Source organism: Sphingobacterium sp. N143 (genome assembly GCF_030325625.1).
GTDB lineage: Bacteria > Bacteroidota > Bacteroidia > Sphingobacteriales > Sphingobacteriaceae > Sphingobacterium.
Genome location: NZ_JACAIS010000002.1, coordinates 112,541 through 131,792 on the forward strand (window position 1 = coordinate 112,541; position 19,252 = coordinate 131,792).

The following is a 19,252-nucleotide window of genomic DNA, read 5'->3' on the forward strand; positions in this document are numbered from 1 at the left end:
ATATAAATTAAAATAAATCATAATAATCCTATAACGATGAGCCTACAAATAAAATCATTTGAAGAATATCAAAGTGAGTATAAGCGAAGTGTAGAACAACCTGAAGAATTCTGGGCGAGCATAGCAGATCATTTTTTTTGGAAAAGAAAATGGAATAAAGTGCTGGACTGGAACTTTAAGGAGCCAAATGTCAAATGGTTTGAGGGGGCCAAATTAAATATTACCGAGAACTGTCTCGACCGGCATATTTATGCCAATGGTGACAAACCTGCGATCATCTGGGAGCCCAATGATCCAAATGAGGCACATCGCATCCTTTCGTACAAACAGTTGCTTCAAAAAGTAGAGCAATTTGCCAACGTACTGAAGAATAACAACATCAAAAAGGGTGACCGGGTATGTATTTACTTACCGATGGTTCCAGAATTGGTGATTGCGGTACTGGCCTGTGCACGTATCGGTGCTATCCACTCTGTTGTATTTGGCGGATTCTCGGCACGTTCCATTGCGGACCGCATCGTCGATGCCGAATGCAAATTGATCGTTACTTCTGATGGCAGCTACCGTGGCAACAAAACAATTGGTCTAAAAAATATTGTAGACGATGCCTTGATGCAATGCGATACGGTTGAAAAAGTAATTGTTTTGACTCGTACACGCACTCCGGTATCCATGATCAAAGGACGTGATGTGTGGTGGGAAGATGAGATTAAGAAAGTCGAGACGCAAGGTAATCCTGCATGTCCTGCTGAAGAGATGGATGCGGAGGATACGTTATTTATTCTTTATACATCCGGATCAACCGGTAAACCCAAAGGTGTGGTCCATACCTGTGGTGGTTACATGGTATACACGGGGTACACCTTTATGAATACGTTCCAATACCAACCGAATGATGTATTTTTCTGTACAGCCGATATTGGCTGGATTACAGGACATAGTTATATCGTATATGGACCATTGTCGCAGGGGGCAACTTCACTGATGTTCGAAGGTGTGCCAACATTCCCAGACGCCAGCCGTTATTGGGATATTGTGGATAAGTTCAAGGTCAATATCATTTATACCTCACCAACGGCCTTACGCTCATTAATGGCTTTTGGTGATGACTTTGTCGACAAAAACGACCTTTCTTCCCTACGCGTATTGGGTTCGGTAGGTGAGCCGATCAATGAAGAAGCCTGGAATTGGTTTAACGAGAAAGTAGGCAAGAAAAACTGTCCGATTGTGGATACGTATTGGCAAACTGAAAACGGAGGTCACTTAATCACCTCTTTGGCCGGCGTCACTCCTGAAAAAGCGAGCTATGCCATGTTCCCCATGCCCGGTATACAACCCGCATTGATGGATGAGAGTGGTAAAGAGATCGACGGCAATGATGTCACTGGAAACCTGTGCATCAAATTCCCTTGGCCAGGTATGCTTCGTACCACCTGGGGAGACCATGAACGTTGTCGGCAGACCTATTTCTCGACCTACAATGATATGTACTTCACGGGAGATGGTTGTTACCGCAGTCCAGAGGGCTATTATAAGATAACAGGGCGTGTGGATGACGTATTGAATGTATCGGGTCACCGTATCGGTACTGCCGAGGTAGAAAATGCCATCAATATGCACGCCGATGTTGTTGAATCGGCTATTGTAGGCTATCCGCATCCGGTGAAAGGCCAAGGCATTTACGCTTATGTGATCGCCAATCACCATACAGATGCTGATGCCACCAAGAAAGATATTATGGAAACGGTGTCTCGCATTATCGGTCCAATTGCCAAACCAGATATTATCCAGTTTGTCGATGACCTTCCGAAGACACGTTCAGGAAAGATCATGCGCCGCATTCTCCGCAAGATTGCAGAGGGAGATGTAACCAATTTGGGCGATATATCCACCCTTCAAGATCCTGCAGTCGTAGAAGGAATCATAAAAGGTGCCGAAGGTCTGAAGAAATAATAAGCAATATCCTTGTGCCGTCCTAAAATAGATGGACAGAATTTAAGAATAAATATAGGCCTTGCCGATTACACCGGCAAGGCTTTTCTATTTGTGTATTTTATTAAGTATTTGCACTTTTTATTCCCTAAGCTTTCTAATTTTTTCTAGTATCTGAAGAACTTAAATATGGTAAAAAAAATGGCCACATCATCACGACGTGGCCAAAAATAAACATATGAATTTAATTAAACAGTTTCTATTTGTAAGCGTTTACAGAACTTGTGACCTTCCATGTTCCAGCCTCATTGATAAGTGTCACCAGATCTGTTTTTGTGAAATCCTCGAATTTCATGGTGATACGTGCGACCATATAGTTTTCAGATTCTTCCAGGATTTCGGTCGTTGTGCTACAGTTCAATTTTTCGCCTTTTTGTTTTTTCAAGAAGGAAATCACTTCCGAACGTTTATGGGTACGTGCCTGTTGGCCCTGGATTTTTTGGCTGAAGTCGGCAGCAAACAATTGCTCCAGCCCTGCAGATGCACCTGCTGTCATGACCGTCACATAACTATCAATTGCTAAGTCGGCAGTAGATAGGTTCAATGATTTTCCGGGATCAGCTGCTGCCATGGTAAAAGTTGATATGCTGATCAATGCTACTGCGGCGAATGTCTTTACTAAAGTTTTCATCGTTTATAATTTTTTACTTTATCGTGTTAGTTTTTTGTCTCTTTTCTTATTGTCGCAAGGATATGGATATTGTTGCATCATTTCCTTTAAGATTCTGATTCAAAAGTAGGACAACACAGCATCTGTTTTTATTACATTTAGACCAGCAGTAGAAAAAAGTCGGTAAGTGGTCGTAATGGAGCGGTGAATGCAGACCGGCTCGGACAAGAAAAAAGTAGATACCGAATAAGACTACTTTTATAATTGGAAAGCAGCTAGAATAGTTGCAGGAGTAGAATCAACTTCATTGAGCACAGTGCACCGCCGACCATTTTTACGAAGATATATGAGTGTAAATCCAACAAGAACGGGAGTACCAGCAAATTCGTTGCACGGAATGCTGATCGTCTTGGCCGGAATTGGATCCTGATCGTAGACGATATCGATTTCCCATTCTTCATCTTTTACTTCCGCGAATTCCCTTTCTTTGAAATCAAACGAAAAGGTGTGAAACTTAAAGACGATGGCATTACAGCCTTTGGGCAACAGTAACGCCCGCTTGATGTCAAATATTGGAAAGGATATTTCGATCTGATTTTTCTCCGACAGTTTAACTACGGGGTCAATGTTCAGGGCATCCTGCATGTGACAATTTCCATTGAATTGAAAATTGACCAATCTGTCGAGGACGCAGTTGTTTAGACATAGTGTCCCCTTATCGTCGCTGATATTTGTTTTCATAGCCCGATATACCTGTCGGCTTAATCGATTGCCCATTTGCCCATCATGCAGTTTTTGATGTACCAAGTTGAACGCTTGACGGATTGCCGCTGCGGCACGGCTTGCCTGTCCAAAGTCTTTACCCGCGTTCTTCGTTTCTGCGTTTTGTCTTACACGATGCGGTCTGCTCTGAATGTAGTTCTTTGCTCCTACCTTCCTACTCACGAGAGGCCCTACAAGTCCCCTGATGTAGCCATTATCATTTATTCCCATACAATAAATATACTGCCATAACATTTGTTAATCAAGCATTTAGTTAATTTTTAGAAATTTCAAAATTGCAGTAAAACAACGATTATAAATTTGACAATTTTGGAGGTACTTTCTTGAAGATAAGTTATGACCAATTCCATATTAACTCCTGACTGCGCGCGAGTTGTTAAAAGTATGTCAGTATGGTGATTGTACATAGAAAAGGTGGACTCAACGTGGACTCACTATGCACACAAAGTGGTTACAGTCAGGCGTTGGCCAGAGGTTGGTATGGAGTTGGTACTAGAAAAGTAATGATTATGTACGCCGCGCCGCAGTGTTAAACTTTGAGAATAAAGAAACCACGATGCTGCTTGAAATAAAACCCACAAATAAGGAATTACGAACGGAAGATTTATCGTCCAAAAAATAGTATACAGCAGCTGATATTGAGAAGCAGACAATAAAGGACAATGTTAAAACAAGTATAAATTTGGTTTTCATTAGCAAAGGGTTAATATCGTATAGCTAAATATACAAAAAAGTGCTTAAACTTTAAAGCCTCCCTTAACTTGCTAGTTTAATGAGGCTCAGCCAAAAATCACGATTTTCTATCCGAAAGATCAAGAACGTTTTCCACATTGTTATTAACATCATGTGGAAAACTTAAGATTACTTCTCTTGATCTCGCAATACCATATCACAAAATCATCGATTTTATCTTTGTTGATTACCAGCTGCTGCTCAAGTTGAAAATCCAACTCCAATCTAAAGTTTTTATCGCCATTTATCAGATCTTACATCTAAATATAATTTTCATTATCTTTGTTACGGCGGTAACAGTTACCGCCGTAACAAGAATCTTTGGAACAGATCTGAATAATTATCAAGATGAAATTTTACAATAGACAGCATGAATTATCTGAATTGAAAAGGATCCAAAATTTATCATTCAATGATTCTTCCCGCTTAACTGTCATAACAGGAAGGCGACGCATAGGAAAGACTAGCCTGATTATTAAATCTACAGCAAATACACCAACAATTTATCTTTTCGTAGGACGCAAGAATGAAGCGACGCTCTGTTCGGAATTTATTCCAATCATTGCGCAAGTACTGAATACATTTGTTCCACCAGAAATTCAAACTTTCCGCTCATTATTTCAATATCTGATGGAATTGGCTTCCAATAGATCCTTCAATCTGATTATTGATGAATTTCAAGAATTTTATACAATAAATGAGTCTATTTATAGTGATATGCAATACCTTTGGGACATTTACCGCAAGAAATCCAATATGAATCTGATTGTTTCTGGATCAGTGTATTCGCTTATGCAAAAGATATTTCAGGATAGAAGGGAGCCTTTATTTGGTCGAGCAGACAATATCATCAAATTATCTCCTTTTGATATAAATACACTAAAGGAGATCATGCATGATTATAACCCAACATATATCAATGACGACTTGCTTGCGCTTTTTTCTTTTACGGGCGGTGTTCCCAAATATGTCGAACTGTTCTGTGATAACGATATGCTGACAGTAGACAAAATGATTGCATTTATGGTTCGGGAAAACTCTTCTTTTACCGACGAAGGGAAAAACTTACTGATAGAGGAATTCGGAAAAAATTACGCAACTTATTTTTCTATCTTAAGTGCTATTTCAGGGGGTATCAATACACAATCCGAGATAGAAGCTGCTTTGGGCAATAAAAGTATTGGCGGACAAATCAAACGTCTGGTTGAAGACTACAACCTCATCGTCCGGCAACGACCAATATTAGCTAAAGAAGGCGGCCAAACTGTGCGATATGAGATCTTGGATAACTTTCTTCGCTTTTGGTTCAACTATTTCGATCGTCATCGTTCAATGATTGAAATCAAAAATTTCACGGCCTTACAGACAATTATTAAAGCTGATTACCCAATCTATTCGGGATTTATGCTTGAACGATATTTCAAACAACAATTTGCAGAAAGTTTTCAATACCGCAACATTGGCTCTTGGTGGGAATCCAAAGGCCATCAAAATGAAATCGATATTGTAGCCCTTAAACTAGAGAAAAACCAAGCTGTCGCTGTGGAAGTAAAACGTCAAAGGAAAAACTTTAAACCTGACCTGTTCGCTGCCAAAGTAGAACATCTTAGGCATAAATTGCTTCCAAAATACCAGATCGAAACTCAATGTTTGTCGTTGGAAGATATGTAGGGGAGAAAGTCAATCATACTGCCCCGATTAATGATCAAGGTTTCAAAGTTTTTGGAAACCTTATCCAAATAGCGTTTTATATCTTTTCTGAAATCTGATACACTAGCAATCAACATAACAAGTACGTATTATTTGTACAAATAATACGTACTTGTTATTTACACATCAAATAAAGTAAAGCTATTGATGGAAACAATTACGTCAATGCTCTTTTTTCAGATTTCTATTTAGTTCGACTACAGGAGTGCTGTTAGCATAATCAAGCTTCTGCGTTACAATACTTACTGCTTTATTTTTGCTAGCTATGGGTATAAAGGATAGACACATCTAACCATTTGGATCTCATTAATGTTTGTGCTAACAGAATTGAAAGATCATATCTTCTCCAGGAAAAAATCAAAAATTATAAAGGAAAGATAGTGGTTAGCTACTTTCCTTTTATAATTTCAATGGAAGGCTTAATCTGTTGTAATTTATCAATAAATTCAGCAGATTTTTCTGGGTAAATAAAGAGATTTTCTATCTGATTATAATACAGCATGATTCCTTTTCGATAAGGACTTAAGATATTCAACCCCATAGTGCCCAACCACCCTGTTTGATCGGTCTCCAATTTTCGGATGGCGTTAATAGCAATAGATTTCGTCCCAGAAATACTCCGGATAAATAACTTGTCTCCTTGGATCCAATACCGTTTAAAGAAAAAGGTAAAGTACCAACTCAGCACCAATATGCTAAAAAGCAGCGCAGTTCCTAAATACAGCCCCTGTGACATGCCATTATAGCCCAATATGACAATACATGCAACCATCGCCATCCCCCATATATAGCTACCTAAACTGATGTTTGTTTTAAAGATTTGTTTCATAATTGGAAAACTTAATAATCGGTTATTAATTTGCTAAATCTCATCTATATTGATCAAGATTGATACATCTATAGTGAATATCAAACTCCACTATAGATGTACAATCCCATTTTATGGCTTTACAATATAATTGTAGTAAAGATAAATGGTACACTTGCTCTTGAACTAAATTTGGCATATACATGTCCATTTGCCTCATAATACTCAACATCAAATGTTTGTTTATCAATGTAAGATGACCATTCCGCAAAATCCAGATCAACGTAATTTATCGTACCATTCCCTGACCTATTAAAAGTCAATGAATTATCATCATTTCTAATATAGTTAAATTTATAAGTGTCTGTCCAGTTGTTCGTACCTTGCCAAACTTTAAAATCAAAATATAAGGTTTCATTTGATTCCTGGAAACGCATTGTTACTTGTGCAGGATTAAACCAATATCTTTTTCTGCCTTCGGGAGCCTGACTCTCAGATAGTGGCATATATTCCCAGAATCTACCGAGAACTTCAGCTCCCACACCAATCGTTCCCGGATATATCTTCTGATAATCAATAAAGAAATTCTTGTACCCTGTTCCAATAGTAAATTTTAATGGTAATACCGGTACATTACTATCCTTGATCTCATATTCTTTTCCAGTTGTATCCACTACAAATAATTTATCGCCTTTGATCATCATCTTTTGGATTTCCTTATCAAAAATAAGTAGTCTCCCTTCTATATTTAGCCCTTCAAGAGTATAGTAGTAATTTGCGGAAGATTCTTGGACTCCTTTTCCATCAATACCAAAAGCTGTTGTGGACTTGCCCTTCTCATCCACTGTAATGGCTAAATTCTTGTCATCAATGATGACATATGGGTTCTTAAAGTTCGATAATAAGGTGTTGAACTTATTAATGGCTGTTTTATAAGCACCGTTTACATAGCCTTCACTTTCAGCTTTTTTCGCCTTCACCAAAACCAGCGGTTTATAAAACTTCCGGCCTTCAAAGAATAAGGTATCGCCATGTGTTTTGACATAATCATATTCGACATCACTGCCCATCCCCTTCCCACGCTCACCACCAAACACACTGGGGTCAGGATCCTGCAGCATGGTCAGATAGGTGTAGGTATCAAAAGATAATGTTGCAGCCATAATCTGGCGGATCCGGTAGGTTGACTCTTTTACTTCTGATGAGCTTTGATCCGTTAGATCAGCAACCATCTTGACGCGGTCATCTTCACCAAATTGCATATAAAAACCATATCCTCCCGAATATTCCGTAGTCACATATGCTTTCCAACCATAAGGTGCTTCAACTAATGTTTTCCTAACATAGGCTAATGTATCTGCGATACGTGAGTCTGGATCTGCTCCCAGCTCTAAATCAACTTCTTTTGGTTTGCTACAGCCCATCGCCAGTAGCACCAAACACATAAAATAAAATATCTTTCTCATACTAATATTTTCTCGCGGTTATTTGACCTAACATCATTGCATTCGGATCATTGACATCCTTAAAATCAACAAACTTTAGATACTCTAATGGTGAAACATCCTTCAAGGGTGTATGCCAACCCAATTCGAAATTTGCTTCCTCGAAATAGTTAATCAATGGCTGTACATCACTTGCAACCCAGCTTTCTGTAGCATATTCATATGCATTTTCACCAAATGGATTGTCCTTTCCCTGCTCTTCGGCCAATGCAAAGCTCGTGGTACCATCCGCATGCTGGATAATGGTAAAATCATATGCAGCAGCCAATTTTGGATCATCTCCAAAGGTGATATATAACACCGCTTTTTTAGGGGAAACAAATCTAAACTGTAACGATTTGGTGGTATATTCTCCCAATCCGTCCAAAATAGGATTCAGCACTTCTTTTTGCTTAGCGGAAATCGGTTTACTGATTGACCAGCTGTTGCGGATATCCCAATCCAACCAGCCCACTTGATTTCTTGCAATTAATGTGGGAAATTGAAATGCCGTACTCTTGTACTGCTCTTCCATGACACGCTGAAACTCCATCTGTAGCTGCGTCACATCAATATTAAAATGCTTGATCATATAATCCCTTACGATCACCTCTTTCTGCCCAAACTTAGGCTGGGCTGTCTCACCTGATTCATAGGCATAACTATCATAGAACAACTGTCCCTGTACGATCAGATGGGAAAGTGTCTCTGCAAAATCCTCCCCTACAGACTTTCGGGCGTAAGGTGTGATAAAACCCAGTCCCCGAGCCGTCTTTTCATCATTTTCCTGTGCCGTCCAATTGGAATAATAATCGCCAACACATACTTTTTCAAAATCGACCGGTATAAATCGATTTTGGTTCAGGATATGGGTAAACTCATGGTGGATCACCTGTAGATTTCCAATCAAAGAATTGGGGTTATGCTCATCGATCCCGTTCAAACCGTACAATGTAATCCGGCGTCCACCATCTGCAGTCCCCCCTTTGACCGAACCATCTGGGTCATAATCACCGGATCCAAATAAGGCAAATTGTTTTGGTGTAAAGGTTTTAATAAAAGTGGTTCCACCAATTTTATTGTAGACTTCCAAAAATCCATTTTTGACGATTTCCATTTGCGGGATAACTTTGGATTCGTCGGGAGGGGATATGTTTTTATTAATATCATGCATATTGCGTTGATACCGATACACGACTTCAATGTTGTATGGATCGGTCAGGTTTTTGACAATCCAATCGTCAATCACGCCTGGTTCAAATGTATCGTAATTCTGTAACGTATAATTGAGTTTATCTTCTTTATTGCAGGAATATATTAATCCGATTAGACTAACTCCTGTAAATAGTTTAACAATTGTTTTCATAATTTATCTTGGGTTTAGTTCTACACCTGCCAATTTTGCTTCTTGAGGAATCTGGAATATCCGTCTTGGATCTTCGGGTTTCAATTCAATAATGGTTTCACGCTCATTATTCCCGATTACATTATGTTTGACCGTAATTCCTTTGCGGATAATGTCAAACCAGCGGAGCCCCATAGACATAAACCCAATTTGTTTAAATTGCAGTGTGGTTTCAACGAGCGCCTTTTTTTCATCAGCCACTTCAAAAAACTCCTTGGCTTTTGCTGCCGTGACAGCATGCGTACTTGGATTATAATTATTGATCCTATTACTTGCAAACAGGTTGAGATCGGCCAAAGCGTTATTGGTATTGCCCAGTTCGGCATAGGCTTCGGCACGATTTAACAAAGCCTCATCCGTGATCAGCACAGGGACCATCAGCATCGGGTAACCTGTATTGGCAGTTGGGTTCGTCACATACCAGAATTCCTTCCAGAGATAGGTGGTATAATGAGGTGCTCCATAGCTTACACCAAAGTTATATAGCTTAGCTCCCGCAGCGGTCATCCCATTATAGATATTCTGGAAAACATTGATTCCCATGGCATAGCGATTGTTCCACCAGCGTTGATAGCCACTATAGGTTTCGGTGATCAAAAGGTTGTAAGGCTGCTCGGCTTTGGCAAATGCCGTACGTGCAGATTCAAAACCCATGGCCTTGAAGGTGGAATTATAAGGGATCAGTTTTCCCGTAAAATTACCGCCAAAGATCTTATTGGCATTATCCACGACTTTTTGCCATTCAGCGGTAAATAGGTAGAACCGCGTTGCAAAGGCATGGGCTGCTTCAGGTGTAAAATGGTATTTTGGCACATCCCATAAGCCATTTCCGGCATCCAGCAAAGCCAGTCCTTCCTCCAGGTCCTGACGGATGTTATCGTAGGTCGACTTCACCGTGCCCCGATCATAGTTTTTTATCAATACCGTTTCAGGTTCCTTGACATAGGGTATTCCTGGAGAATCATTGGATGCTCCTGGTTTAGCATCGTATACTTTCGCAAAATAATTGACCAGCATAAAATGACAGTATGCCCGTGCCACAAGCGCCTCTCCCTTATAAGGCAGTACCGCTTCACCAAAATCATTTTTTTCTATGGCGTCTAAAGCGTGATTAGCGGCCGCAATAGCCTCATAACAGGAATTCCAGTAACTTGTAGGTGAATCCGTATCATCCCCAATAATATCTTTCCATTCATAAAGAGACGGAACAGGTTGATACAAATCACCGACGCCTTTATCCTCAACATTGTCTGAATAGGTTTCGGCCATGGCCAAGGAATTTCTGCCGGGATAAGCCGAAGCAATCAATCGCTTTACCTTATCTACCGTATTGATCTCGGCGCGCATATCAGGCTCATGATCAAGATATTTATTACATCCACTGAACAAAAAAGCAGATGCTATGATGATATATTTGATAGTATTTAATTTCATAATCATATTGTTTAGAATCCTAATTTCACCGATAAGGTCACTTGTTTTGGAACAGGGAGAGCAACTCCACCATTACTATAAAACTCCGGATCCACTCCATTTAACTTTTTATCGGCGTGCAAAAGCCACAGGTTGTTTCCGACGAGATTGAATTGTGCCGTCCTGAATTTAATGCGGGAAACCAGTTCTTTGGGAACATTATAACCAATGGAAATCTGGGATAAGCGGATGTAGTCACCTTTTGCTACCCGCTCAGAAGAATAGTTGTAAGCATTGTAAGTATAATTGGCCGCATTTCTTACACCCAGCTCATTCTCCACATCAAATTCGGCCGATAAAGGATCCAAGGAGGAAGGAATGACTGTTAAATACTCATCGCCACGGTAAATGAAGCGATTGATAAGATCTTTGGATACGTTATACATATCCAAATAGGATGCAGCATAACTTGGCTGTAGCCGGACCTTATTACCGAAAGCAAATTTCAACAGAAAGGATAGACTGAAATTCTTATATTCCAATCGATTATAATAACCTCCAGCTATAGTCGGGTCCACTGGACCTTCATATTTCAAGAAATCAGTTTCATTATCCTGTAACCAAAAATAGGTTGTTCCGGGGGTCCCATCGGTGCCAATAAACATAGGATACCCACCTCGGGCATTCAGTTTATCAAAATCTATGGAATATAGACCACGGTGAGGATTCCCTAGTTTAGCACCTCCTTCTGCGGAAACCAGGTTCCAGATATTTCGCGTAACATCAAGTTTAGTAATTTCAGTTTTATTGAATCCCAAGGTAAATTGGGTTCGCCAGGTAAATCCTTGTGGATCTTTAAATGGATAACCACCCAATTGGATATCAACACCATGTCCCTTCATATCGGCATAGTTACCCAATTTTTCAAACTGCCCACCGATACCAGATGTCCGGATTGGGCCGATTAGGTCAAAGATATTCCTTCGATAATAATCAAAATTTAAGTCAATCCGGTTATTCAGAAAACCTAAGTCTGCCCCAACATTCAGTTCATACATCTTCTCCCATGTTAATTCGGAGTTTTCCAGGCCATCAATATTGATCTTTCCTTCTTTTTCTGTTTCATAAGGACGATAAGCAATGGCATTATAAAATACCGCAGACGAATTCGATGCATTTCCCATGTTGGCAACAAGACCATAGGTCGCTCTTAAACGTGCGGAAGAAAGGACTTTATTATCACGGTTAAAGAAATTTTCTTGATCAATATCCCAAGCCCCGGATAAGTTCCAGGTCGGCAACCAACGGGCTACCCTCGAATGGCCCATTTTATTGGACCCATCATATCTCGTCGTAAAGTTGAATGAATATTTGTTTTTATAATTATAAGCTCCGCGAAGTGCATAGGCCAGTTTTCGATCATAATTATAAGCCATGGAAAAAGGCGTATTTCCACTTTCTATCGCATATTTATAGTAGCGATAGGTTGGCATCACTAAATTTCCGTTGTTATACTCGATTCCAGGGCCGATAAAATCATGGTTCTGTTTATCTGCATATTGGAGCTCATAAGTTCCGAACAAATTCAGACTATGGTCATTCCATTTTTGATTGTACTCCAAGTTATGGCGCATATAGTAGCTGACCATATTATTATTGGCCACGTTAAAAAATCCGCCACTCGGTAAGATCACATATTTATCGGTATTGGGAAAATCAGGGTCGGCATACAGAAAGCGATTTCCGGCATTAATCGTCTGATCTTCATTTGCCCGATATGCCTTGGATAGATTGGCCTCTTCAGTAATGGTATGCTGCCGTTCGGAATTGTAATAACGGTACATTCCATTGGCAGAATAAGTCAGCGAAGGTAAAATCTTATACGTTATACCTGCTTGTACCTTAATATCCATCAGTTTTAGCTTGATATAATTATTGTCCAGCTCATTTAGGATATTGAATGGGGCGTAATCTCTATTAAAATATTCCAGATCCCCTTTTTCATCATAGGCGGTTATAATCCGACTCGTGTTGAGCGAATAAGAATAAGGATTAATATCAAAATCACGCGAATAGCTACCATATACGGCATCTGAGACTCTATTCAGGGTACCTGGTGTACGTTGATCCCGGATATTACTTTGAAAGATAAACTCCGTACTCAACTTGTCACTGATTTTATAATTGTTCCGGACGTTTGCTGTAAAACGTTTGGCTGAATTGCCCAAGGTAAAACCCGAATCGTTCATAAAACTCGTAGACGCATATGTCTGGCTCTTGCCTGTCCCCGTGGACATACTCAGGGAATGATCATGCACTAGAGACTGTTTAAAAAGCAGGTCAAACCAGTCTGTATTGGCGTTGGTATAGCGCTGTAGAAACTGATAACGGGATGGAGCATCATTCCGTAAGCTAAAGGAATCCGTTTTAGGGTTGTATTCATACATCAGATTATACATCTTGTTGAATACCCCTCCTGTCGCTGAGCGAGAAACTTGCGAGTGGTTGAGATAACCTTTATTTTCCATATCGATGATCAGCTGCATCTGCTCGGCAGAGTTCATGATATCAAATTGGTTATAATTGGGTTTTATATACGTGGTAAAATTACCTGAGTAATTAAAATTGACTGCTCCATCTGTATTTCGGCCTCTTTTTGTGTTGACCACGACCACACCGTTCATCGCTGCGGCTCCATACATGGCCGTTGCCGCAGCATCCTTTAATACCGTAATAGATTCTATATCATCGGGATTCAATCCCGCAACAGAAGATCCTAGTAGTGTATTGGCATCTCCTGTGGACAAAGCTTCATTCGAGATGTTAACAGCTTCATCCAAAATAACACCATCAATAACCCACAGTGGCTTATTATCACCTGTTAATGAGGTAGCGCCACGTACCCTAATTTTCGGTGCGGCACCAAATGTACCGGATACGTTCTGAACAGATACACCGGCTGCCTGGCCTTCCAGCATCCGTGAAATATCTGGAACTCCCGCACGCTCAGCTTCCTTTGCATCAATTTTCGAAGAAGCCCCAGTAAATAACTTACGATCCAAATTTTGATAACCTGTGGCAACAACATTGACCTCATCCAATTTACGGTCCGCAGGTTGGAGAGTAATCATCATATCCGTCCTGCCTTTTACGGCGACCTCCATGCTCGTAAAACCGACATAGCGTACTGTCAGCATAGCCGTTGCGGGTGCATCGATCTTAAATCGGCCCGCATCATCGGTCTGGGTTGACACCGATGTTCCCTTGACAGTTACAGTCGCACCGCTCAGTCCTTTTCCATTCTGATCCCTGACAGTCCCTACAATGGAATGTTGCTGCACGATAGCCCCTGTCATTGTACGGTTGTGCTTTGTATTGCTATTAACGGTAATTGTATTGGCAATAATTCGGTATTCAATATTATTATTTTTCAATACAGCATTCAATGCCTCTTCCACGGAAGCATTCTTAACATTCACGGAGATACGCGACTTGGCATTCAGGTTTTCACTATACAACACACGTAATTTGGATTGTTTAGAGATAGCAGATAAAGCCTCTTCGATACGCGCGTTTCTCATATTCAACGTGACTTTTTGGGCCGTACCTTTCGCCTGTACGCCGGTCACAAATGCGAATAAAAGACATGTACTAATTTTCATAATACGAAGGGGTTTGCAAAACCGTGGATCTTGAGGGATCAAGGGCCACCTTTTGCTAAATGGTAAGTTATTCATACATTTACACTTTGTGGTTAATTGGGTTTTAATTGTTCACGTTTTTAATTGAGGACCTGATAATCACATTTTTTGAACAGGGATGCGCCAACATTCCTGTTCTCTTTGATAAGTCCGTTCCTATCCGAGTATTAATTTACCATAAGTAATTGGTTTAGATTTGTTTGCAATTATTTTCAGTTTTTTGTTTCAATACTCAATTTCCGGCCTTCCACCTCAAATTTAAGGTTACTCACATAGGATAGCATCTCCAGGACCTGTGATAGTTGGACATCGCGTTCAATACTTCCTGTATATTCCTTATCGAATTGTACATTTCCACGAAATTTTACATCCAGGTCATACCACCGGGACAATTGATGAGCAATGCTGACAATGGTTTCTTTCTTGAAATAAAACTCATTATTGTGCCAGGCAAGGTCATGTGACAAGTCCGCTTTTCCTTTTGTGAATTGGTTATTGCTAAATAGGCTATATTCCCCTGGAGATAATTCCATCACATCTTGCCCCCTTTTTACTTCCACCTTTCCTGCTGCAAGCGTAGTCCGGATTTGGTCATTATAGGAATTGACATTGAAATGAGTTCCCAGTACCTTAATTTCTGTACCTCCCGTTTCGACGATAAATGGTTGATCTGATTTGTGAGCCACTTCAAAATAAGCTTCCCCATCCAGAAAGACCCTCCTTTCGTGCTTGGCAAACTGAACTGGGAACCTCAGCTGAGAAAGCGCATTGACCCACACCTTTGTACCGTCACTGAGGGTCATTCTATAATAACTCGCTTTTGGGATAATCAATGTATTATACTGCAGTGGTATCTGTTTTTCAACAGGTTTTATTGTAAGCTCCTCACTATTTCCAAATACGTTTTTAGCACTGCCTATTACTTTTTGCGAGTTGCCGGCCAACTCAACCTGCGAACCATCCGCCATCAGCAATAATGCACCGCTTTTTGCTGGAGCAATGTCACTTACATGGGATATCGCAGCTTGCGGTTCATTTGGAGCGTGGTTTCCTAAATTAAATTTCCATACGATAAACACCCCTACTGCAAGAACAATGGCGGCGGCTACCGACAAGAATTTCCGCATGGGCCTGTTTCCTGCCGATGTCTGTTTGGACCGTGTTTTCTTCCAGGCTTTATCCTCATCAATGGAAGCAAAAAAATCAAGATCATCCTGTATGTTCTTGGCATCCCGGAAAGATTCCAGCAACTTTCTATTATTTTTGTTGGCAGCCAGCCAGGCCTGAAGCTCCACCTCTTCTTCTGGGCTTATACTTCCGGTCAGGTAACGTTGTATAATTTGGGCAATTGGGTTAGTCATTCGTTCACACTATAGTATAAAGAAACCTATAGCACAGAAAAGGGTGACAAGAAATTTAAATTATTTTAACAGAAAAATAATGAGGGGTAAAAATTCGGGATTAAGCTTCTTCAACAACATCTTCATCCCACGCTGTTTCTGGGTTTTTACCGTATTGATACTAATCTGAAGCTTCTTTGTAATCTCAAGATTGGACAAGCCCTCCAAATACCCCATACGAAAGACCTCTTGACAGGCCTGGGGCATCTCCTCTATAATTCTATACACTTCCCGGATAACTTCAGAATGAATCACATTAAGTTCCAATGCATAATCGTCTTCTTCTGTAAACCCAACAACAGACCAATATTTCTGTTTTACTTTCTCATGTCGAAGATGGTTATAGCAAGCAAATCGAACAGCACTGTACAAAAAGTTTTTAATGGCGATCTCGTTCTCATGGATTTTACCTGCTTCTTTATAGAAAGCGATAAAAGCATCCTGTACCAGATCTTCCGCTATCGAAACATCACCGACGATTTTCCAGGCAAAATGGCATAAGCTTTTATAGTGTACTCTAAATAATCTTTCTTCACACTGTTCCATAGGCTAAAAATCTTTATTTCACCGGTTTATTAATAAATATTCAAACAAATGGTTAGGTACTCCTCAATTAGTCTTTGGTAAATATAAACTCTTTTATCACATTTCAGCAAACTTTAACGTTTTAAAAATCGAATTTTATCTTTTTGCAATAAGAACACAAGGATTTAATCAAAAAAATAAGGAATCCTCAGAATAAGAGCTTGACAACAGCAAAACAGCTGTAAAAAAGTCAATTAAAATCATTTTTACCAGTTTTTTTCGTATATTGTAAACTTTCAGAAAATATTAAAACAAAGACTAAATGCTATTTACTGTTCTATCAGGACTAATAACATCGAGCCTTATTGTTCCATTTGGTAGATTCCTCAAAACCAAATGGGGTTTTATTCTCGCATTTTTACCGGTATTCCTATTTCTATATTATCTAAAATTTGTGATCCCCATAGGCCAGGGCTCCTATTTTATACAATCTACGGCATGGGTACCTTCCTTGGGCATCAATCTGGACCTCAAACTGGATGGACTGTCTTTACTTTTCACCTTACTGATCACTGGAATTGGCGCCTGTATATTTTTTTATGCGCAGGCATACCTCAAAGGACATCAGTATATTGATCGGTTCTTCGGTTACCTCTGCCTGTTTATGTCGGCCATGTTGGGCCTGGTACTTTCAGATAATATGCTGCTGCTATTTATCTTTTGGGAATTGACATCAATTAGTTCCTTTTTTCTAATCGGATTCAATAATGATAGTGCAGACTCCCGAAAGAGTGCAATGACTGCTCTGTCTATTACAGGTTTCGGGGGGTTCTTTCTTCTTGCTGGTTTTGTATTGATGGGCAATATCGCAGGCACCTATCAGATTACCGAACTTTTGGGAAAAGCAACTGTGATTCAACAACATCCGCTCTTTCCGCTCCTATTTGGGTTGGTAGCTCTTGGTGCCATTACAAAATCCGCACAATTTCCTTTTCATTTCTGGTTGCCGGGAGCCATGAAGGCCCCCACACCAGTCTCTGCTTACCTGCACTCTGCCACCATGGTAAAGGCCGGAATATACTTATTGGCACGTTTTTCACCAATTCTTGGCGGGAATCCCGTCTGGGCATATACGCTGATGGCGATCGGAGGAATCACGATGCTCTATGCTGCATTTCATTCGCTCTTCAGGACAGATTTAAAAGGTGTATTAGCCTATTCTACCATTTCGGCACTGGGGATACTCGTGTTTTTACTGGGGCTTGGATCAAAGGAAGCGGTTATTGCCGCTAGCGTATTCATCCTTGTCCATGCGCTCTATAAGGCAGCCATGTTTTTGATTACAGGCATTATCGATCATGAAACGGGAACACGTGACCTGACGGTATTACGGGGCCTACGCAAGGTATTACTACCGGTCGCCATTGCTGGTTTCTTGGCGGCTTTATCAAGTGCCGGTGTGCCATTGACCCTGGGTTTTATTGGAAAAGATCTGATTTACGAAGCAACGTTGCACGCAGACCATAACCTGTTCCTTTACTTAACCATTGCTGCTGTGGCGACAAATATTTTATTGGTCTCGGCAGGATTTATGGCCGGAATAAAACCATTCATGGGTAAGCTTCCGGAGCAGTTTGAACAACTTCATCTACCCTATAAATCCATGTGGGTCCCCCCATTGCTATTATCCATACTAGGGGTAATAGCGGGTTGTATACCAGGATTTATCGGTGACTGGATTGCTGGTCCTGCCGCCAAAAGCATATTGGCTCAACAAGAGGTATTTCAATTGAAAATATGGCATGGGTTTAATCTTGTGCTGCTGCTGAGCGCAATAACCATAATCACCGGTACATTAGTCTTTATTGCAAATAAACCCAGCAACAAAAAATTGACCTGGATCGCTAGGTTCAATACAATTGCACCGGAAAACATCTTCAAGATGTGCATTCGGGAACTGATGTTGTTTTCGGCATTTTTTACCAGCAAAATGCATAATGGTTACCTGCGGTCTTATTTATTGAAGATGATTCTTTTTGCGGAGTTATTGATAGGTTATCAGCTTTATTTAGGGGGACCACTACATATCAAATGGGAAAATCTTTCGCCAGTCAGTTTTTATGAAGTTACAACGGTATGCATCTTAGTAGGAGCAATTTTATTGACCATCCGTACTTCATCACGTCTAACAGCTGTCGTAGCGACCAGTGTTGTCGGTTATGCCATATGTCTGATTTTTGTGTTTTATAGTGCGCCGGATTTAGCCATGACGCAATTTACCATTGACACACTGACCGTTGTCTTGTTTGTATTAGTATTATTCAAATTACCCTCTTTTCTCAATTTGGCAAACAAAAGGACACTAATTCGTGACGCTGTGGTAGCCCTGATCTTTGGAGTCATGCTTTCCATGGTCGCATTGCGTGTTTTACATGAACCGACAACAACGAATATCAGTGACTTTTATGGCGATTATGCCTATGTGCTGGCCAAAGGAAAAAATGTGGTCAATGTCCTGCTGGTAGACTTTAGAGGCTTTGATACCATGTTTGAAATTGTGGTATTGAGCATCGCAGCACTTGGTGTATACAGTTTATTGAAATTACGATTAAAATCATCTGATAAAGAATAACAATAAAAGGTTAAAATTTTACAAAAAAGAGAATCAGTTGGAATGCCTCAGGCTTGT

Annotated in this window: 12 protein-coding genes; 3 read left to right on the top strand and 9 right to left on the bottom strand. The window is 40.2% G+C overall.

Annotated elements, in window-relative coordinates; translation table 11 throughout:
• Nucleotides 1-36: 36 nt before the first annotated feature.
• The gene (gene acs, locus HX021_RS04310) at nucleotides 37-1,953 is read left to right on the top strand and encodes an acetate--CoA ligase (protein WP_286588671.1); all 1,917 of its coding nucleotides are present in this window, start codon (nucleotides 37-39) and stop codon (nucleotides 1,951-1,953) included.
• 238 nt (nucleotides 1,954-2,191) lie between these two features.
• On the opposite strand, the gene HX021_RS04315 is transcribed toward acs, so the two are convergent.
• Both HX021_RS04315 and HX021_RS04320 read right to left on the bottom strand, forming a co-directional pair.
• Nucleotides 2,192-2,623 carry a nuclear transport factor 2 family protein gene (locus HX021_RS04315; protein ID WP_286588673.1) on the bottom strand — a complete coding sequence of 144 codons (432 nt, stop codon included), beginning with the start codon at nucleotides 2,621-2,623 and terminating at the stop codon, nucleotides 2,192-2,194.
• 237 nt (nucleotides 2,624-2,860) lie between these two features.
• Nucleotides 2,861-3,595, bottom strand: coding sequence for a hypothetical protein (locus HX021_RS04320; RefSeq protein ID WP_286588675.1), 735 nt, complete (start codon nucleotides 3,593-3,595; stop codon nucleotides 2,861-2,863).
• A gap of 870 nt (nucleotides 3,596-4,465) precedes the next feature.
• Between HX021_RS04320 and HX021_RS04325 the strand changes: the two genes are divergently transcribed.
• The gene (locus HX021_RS04325; RefSeq protein ID WP_286588677.1) at nucleotides 4,466-5,788 is read left to right on the top strand and encodes an ATP-binding protein; all 1,323 of its coding nucleotides are present in this window, start codon (nucleotides 4,466-4,468) and stop codon (nucleotides 5,786-5,788) included.
• A 427-nt stretch (nucleotides 5,789-6,215) separates the two neighbouring features.
• Here the strand turns inward: HX021_RS04325 and HX021_RS04330 are convergent, their stop codons facing one another.
• The 7 genes from HX021_RS04330 to HX021_RS04360 form a co-directional block, all read right to left on the bottom strand.
• Nucleotides 6,216-6,656: a PH domain-containing protein gene (locus HX021_RS04330; RefSeq protein WP_286588680.1), complete on the bottom strand. Its 441-nt coding sequence runs from the start codon at nucleotides 6,654-6,656 to the stop codon at nucleotides 6,216-6,218.
• 119 nt (nucleotides 6,657-6,775) lie between these two features.
• Complete coding sequence (locus HX021_RS04335; protein WP_286588683.1) at nucleotides 6,776-8,101, bottom strand: DUF4302 domain-containing protein; 1,326 nt, start codon at nucleotides 8,099-8,101, stop codon at nucleotides 6,776-6,778.
• Nucleotide 8,102: 1 nt separating this feature from the next.
• Entirely contained in the window at nucleotides 8,103-9,485 is a 1,383-nt protein-coding gene (locus HX021_RS04340; protein WP_286588684.1) for a substrate import-associated zinc metallohydrolase lipoprotein, read from the bottom strand.
• A gap of 3 nt (nucleotides 9,486-9,488) precedes the next feature.
• Nucleotides 9,489-10,958, bottom strand: a complete 1,470-nt coding sequence (locus HX021_RS04345; RefSeq protein ID WP_286588685.1) for a RagB/SusD family nutrient uptake outer membrane protein — start codon at nucleotides 10,956-10,958, stop codon at nucleotides 9,489-9,491.
• Nucleotides 10,959-10,969: 11 nt separating this feature from the next.
• Nucleotides 10,970-14,599: a SusC/RagA family TonB-linked outer membrane protein gene (locus tag HX021_RS04350; RefSeq protein WP_286588687.1), complete on the bottom strand. Its 3,630-nt coding sequence runs from the start codon at nucleotides 14,597-14,599 to the stop codon at nucleotides 10,970-10,972.
• Nucleotides 14,600-14,850: 251 nt separating this feature from the next.
• The gene (locus HX021_RS04355; protein WP_286588690.1) at nucleotides 14,851-15,999 is read right to left on the bottom strand and encodes a FecR family protein; all 1,149 of its coding nucleotides are present in this window, start codon (nucleotides 15,997-15,999) and stop codon (nucleotides 14,851-14,853) included.
• Between the two features lie 60 nt (nucleotides 16,000-16,059).
• Entirely contained in the window at nucleotides 16,060-16,584 is a 525-nt protein-coding gene (locus HX021_RS04360) for an RNA polymerase sigma factor (RefSeq protein WP_286588692.1), read from the bottom strand.
• 301 nt (nucleotides 16,585-16,885) lie between these two features.
• Here HX021_RS04360 and HX021_RS04365 point away from each other — a divergent pair, with 301 nt between their 5' ends.
• The gene (locus HX021_RS04365; RefSeq protein ID WP_286588694.1) at nucleotides 16,886-19,195 is read left to right on the top strand and encodes a putative monovalent cation/H+ antiporter subunit A; all 2,310 of its coding nucleotides are present in this window, start codon (nucleotides 16,886-16,888) and stop codon (nucleotides 19,193-19,195) included.
• Nucleotides 19,196-19,252 lie beyond the last annotated feature (57 nt).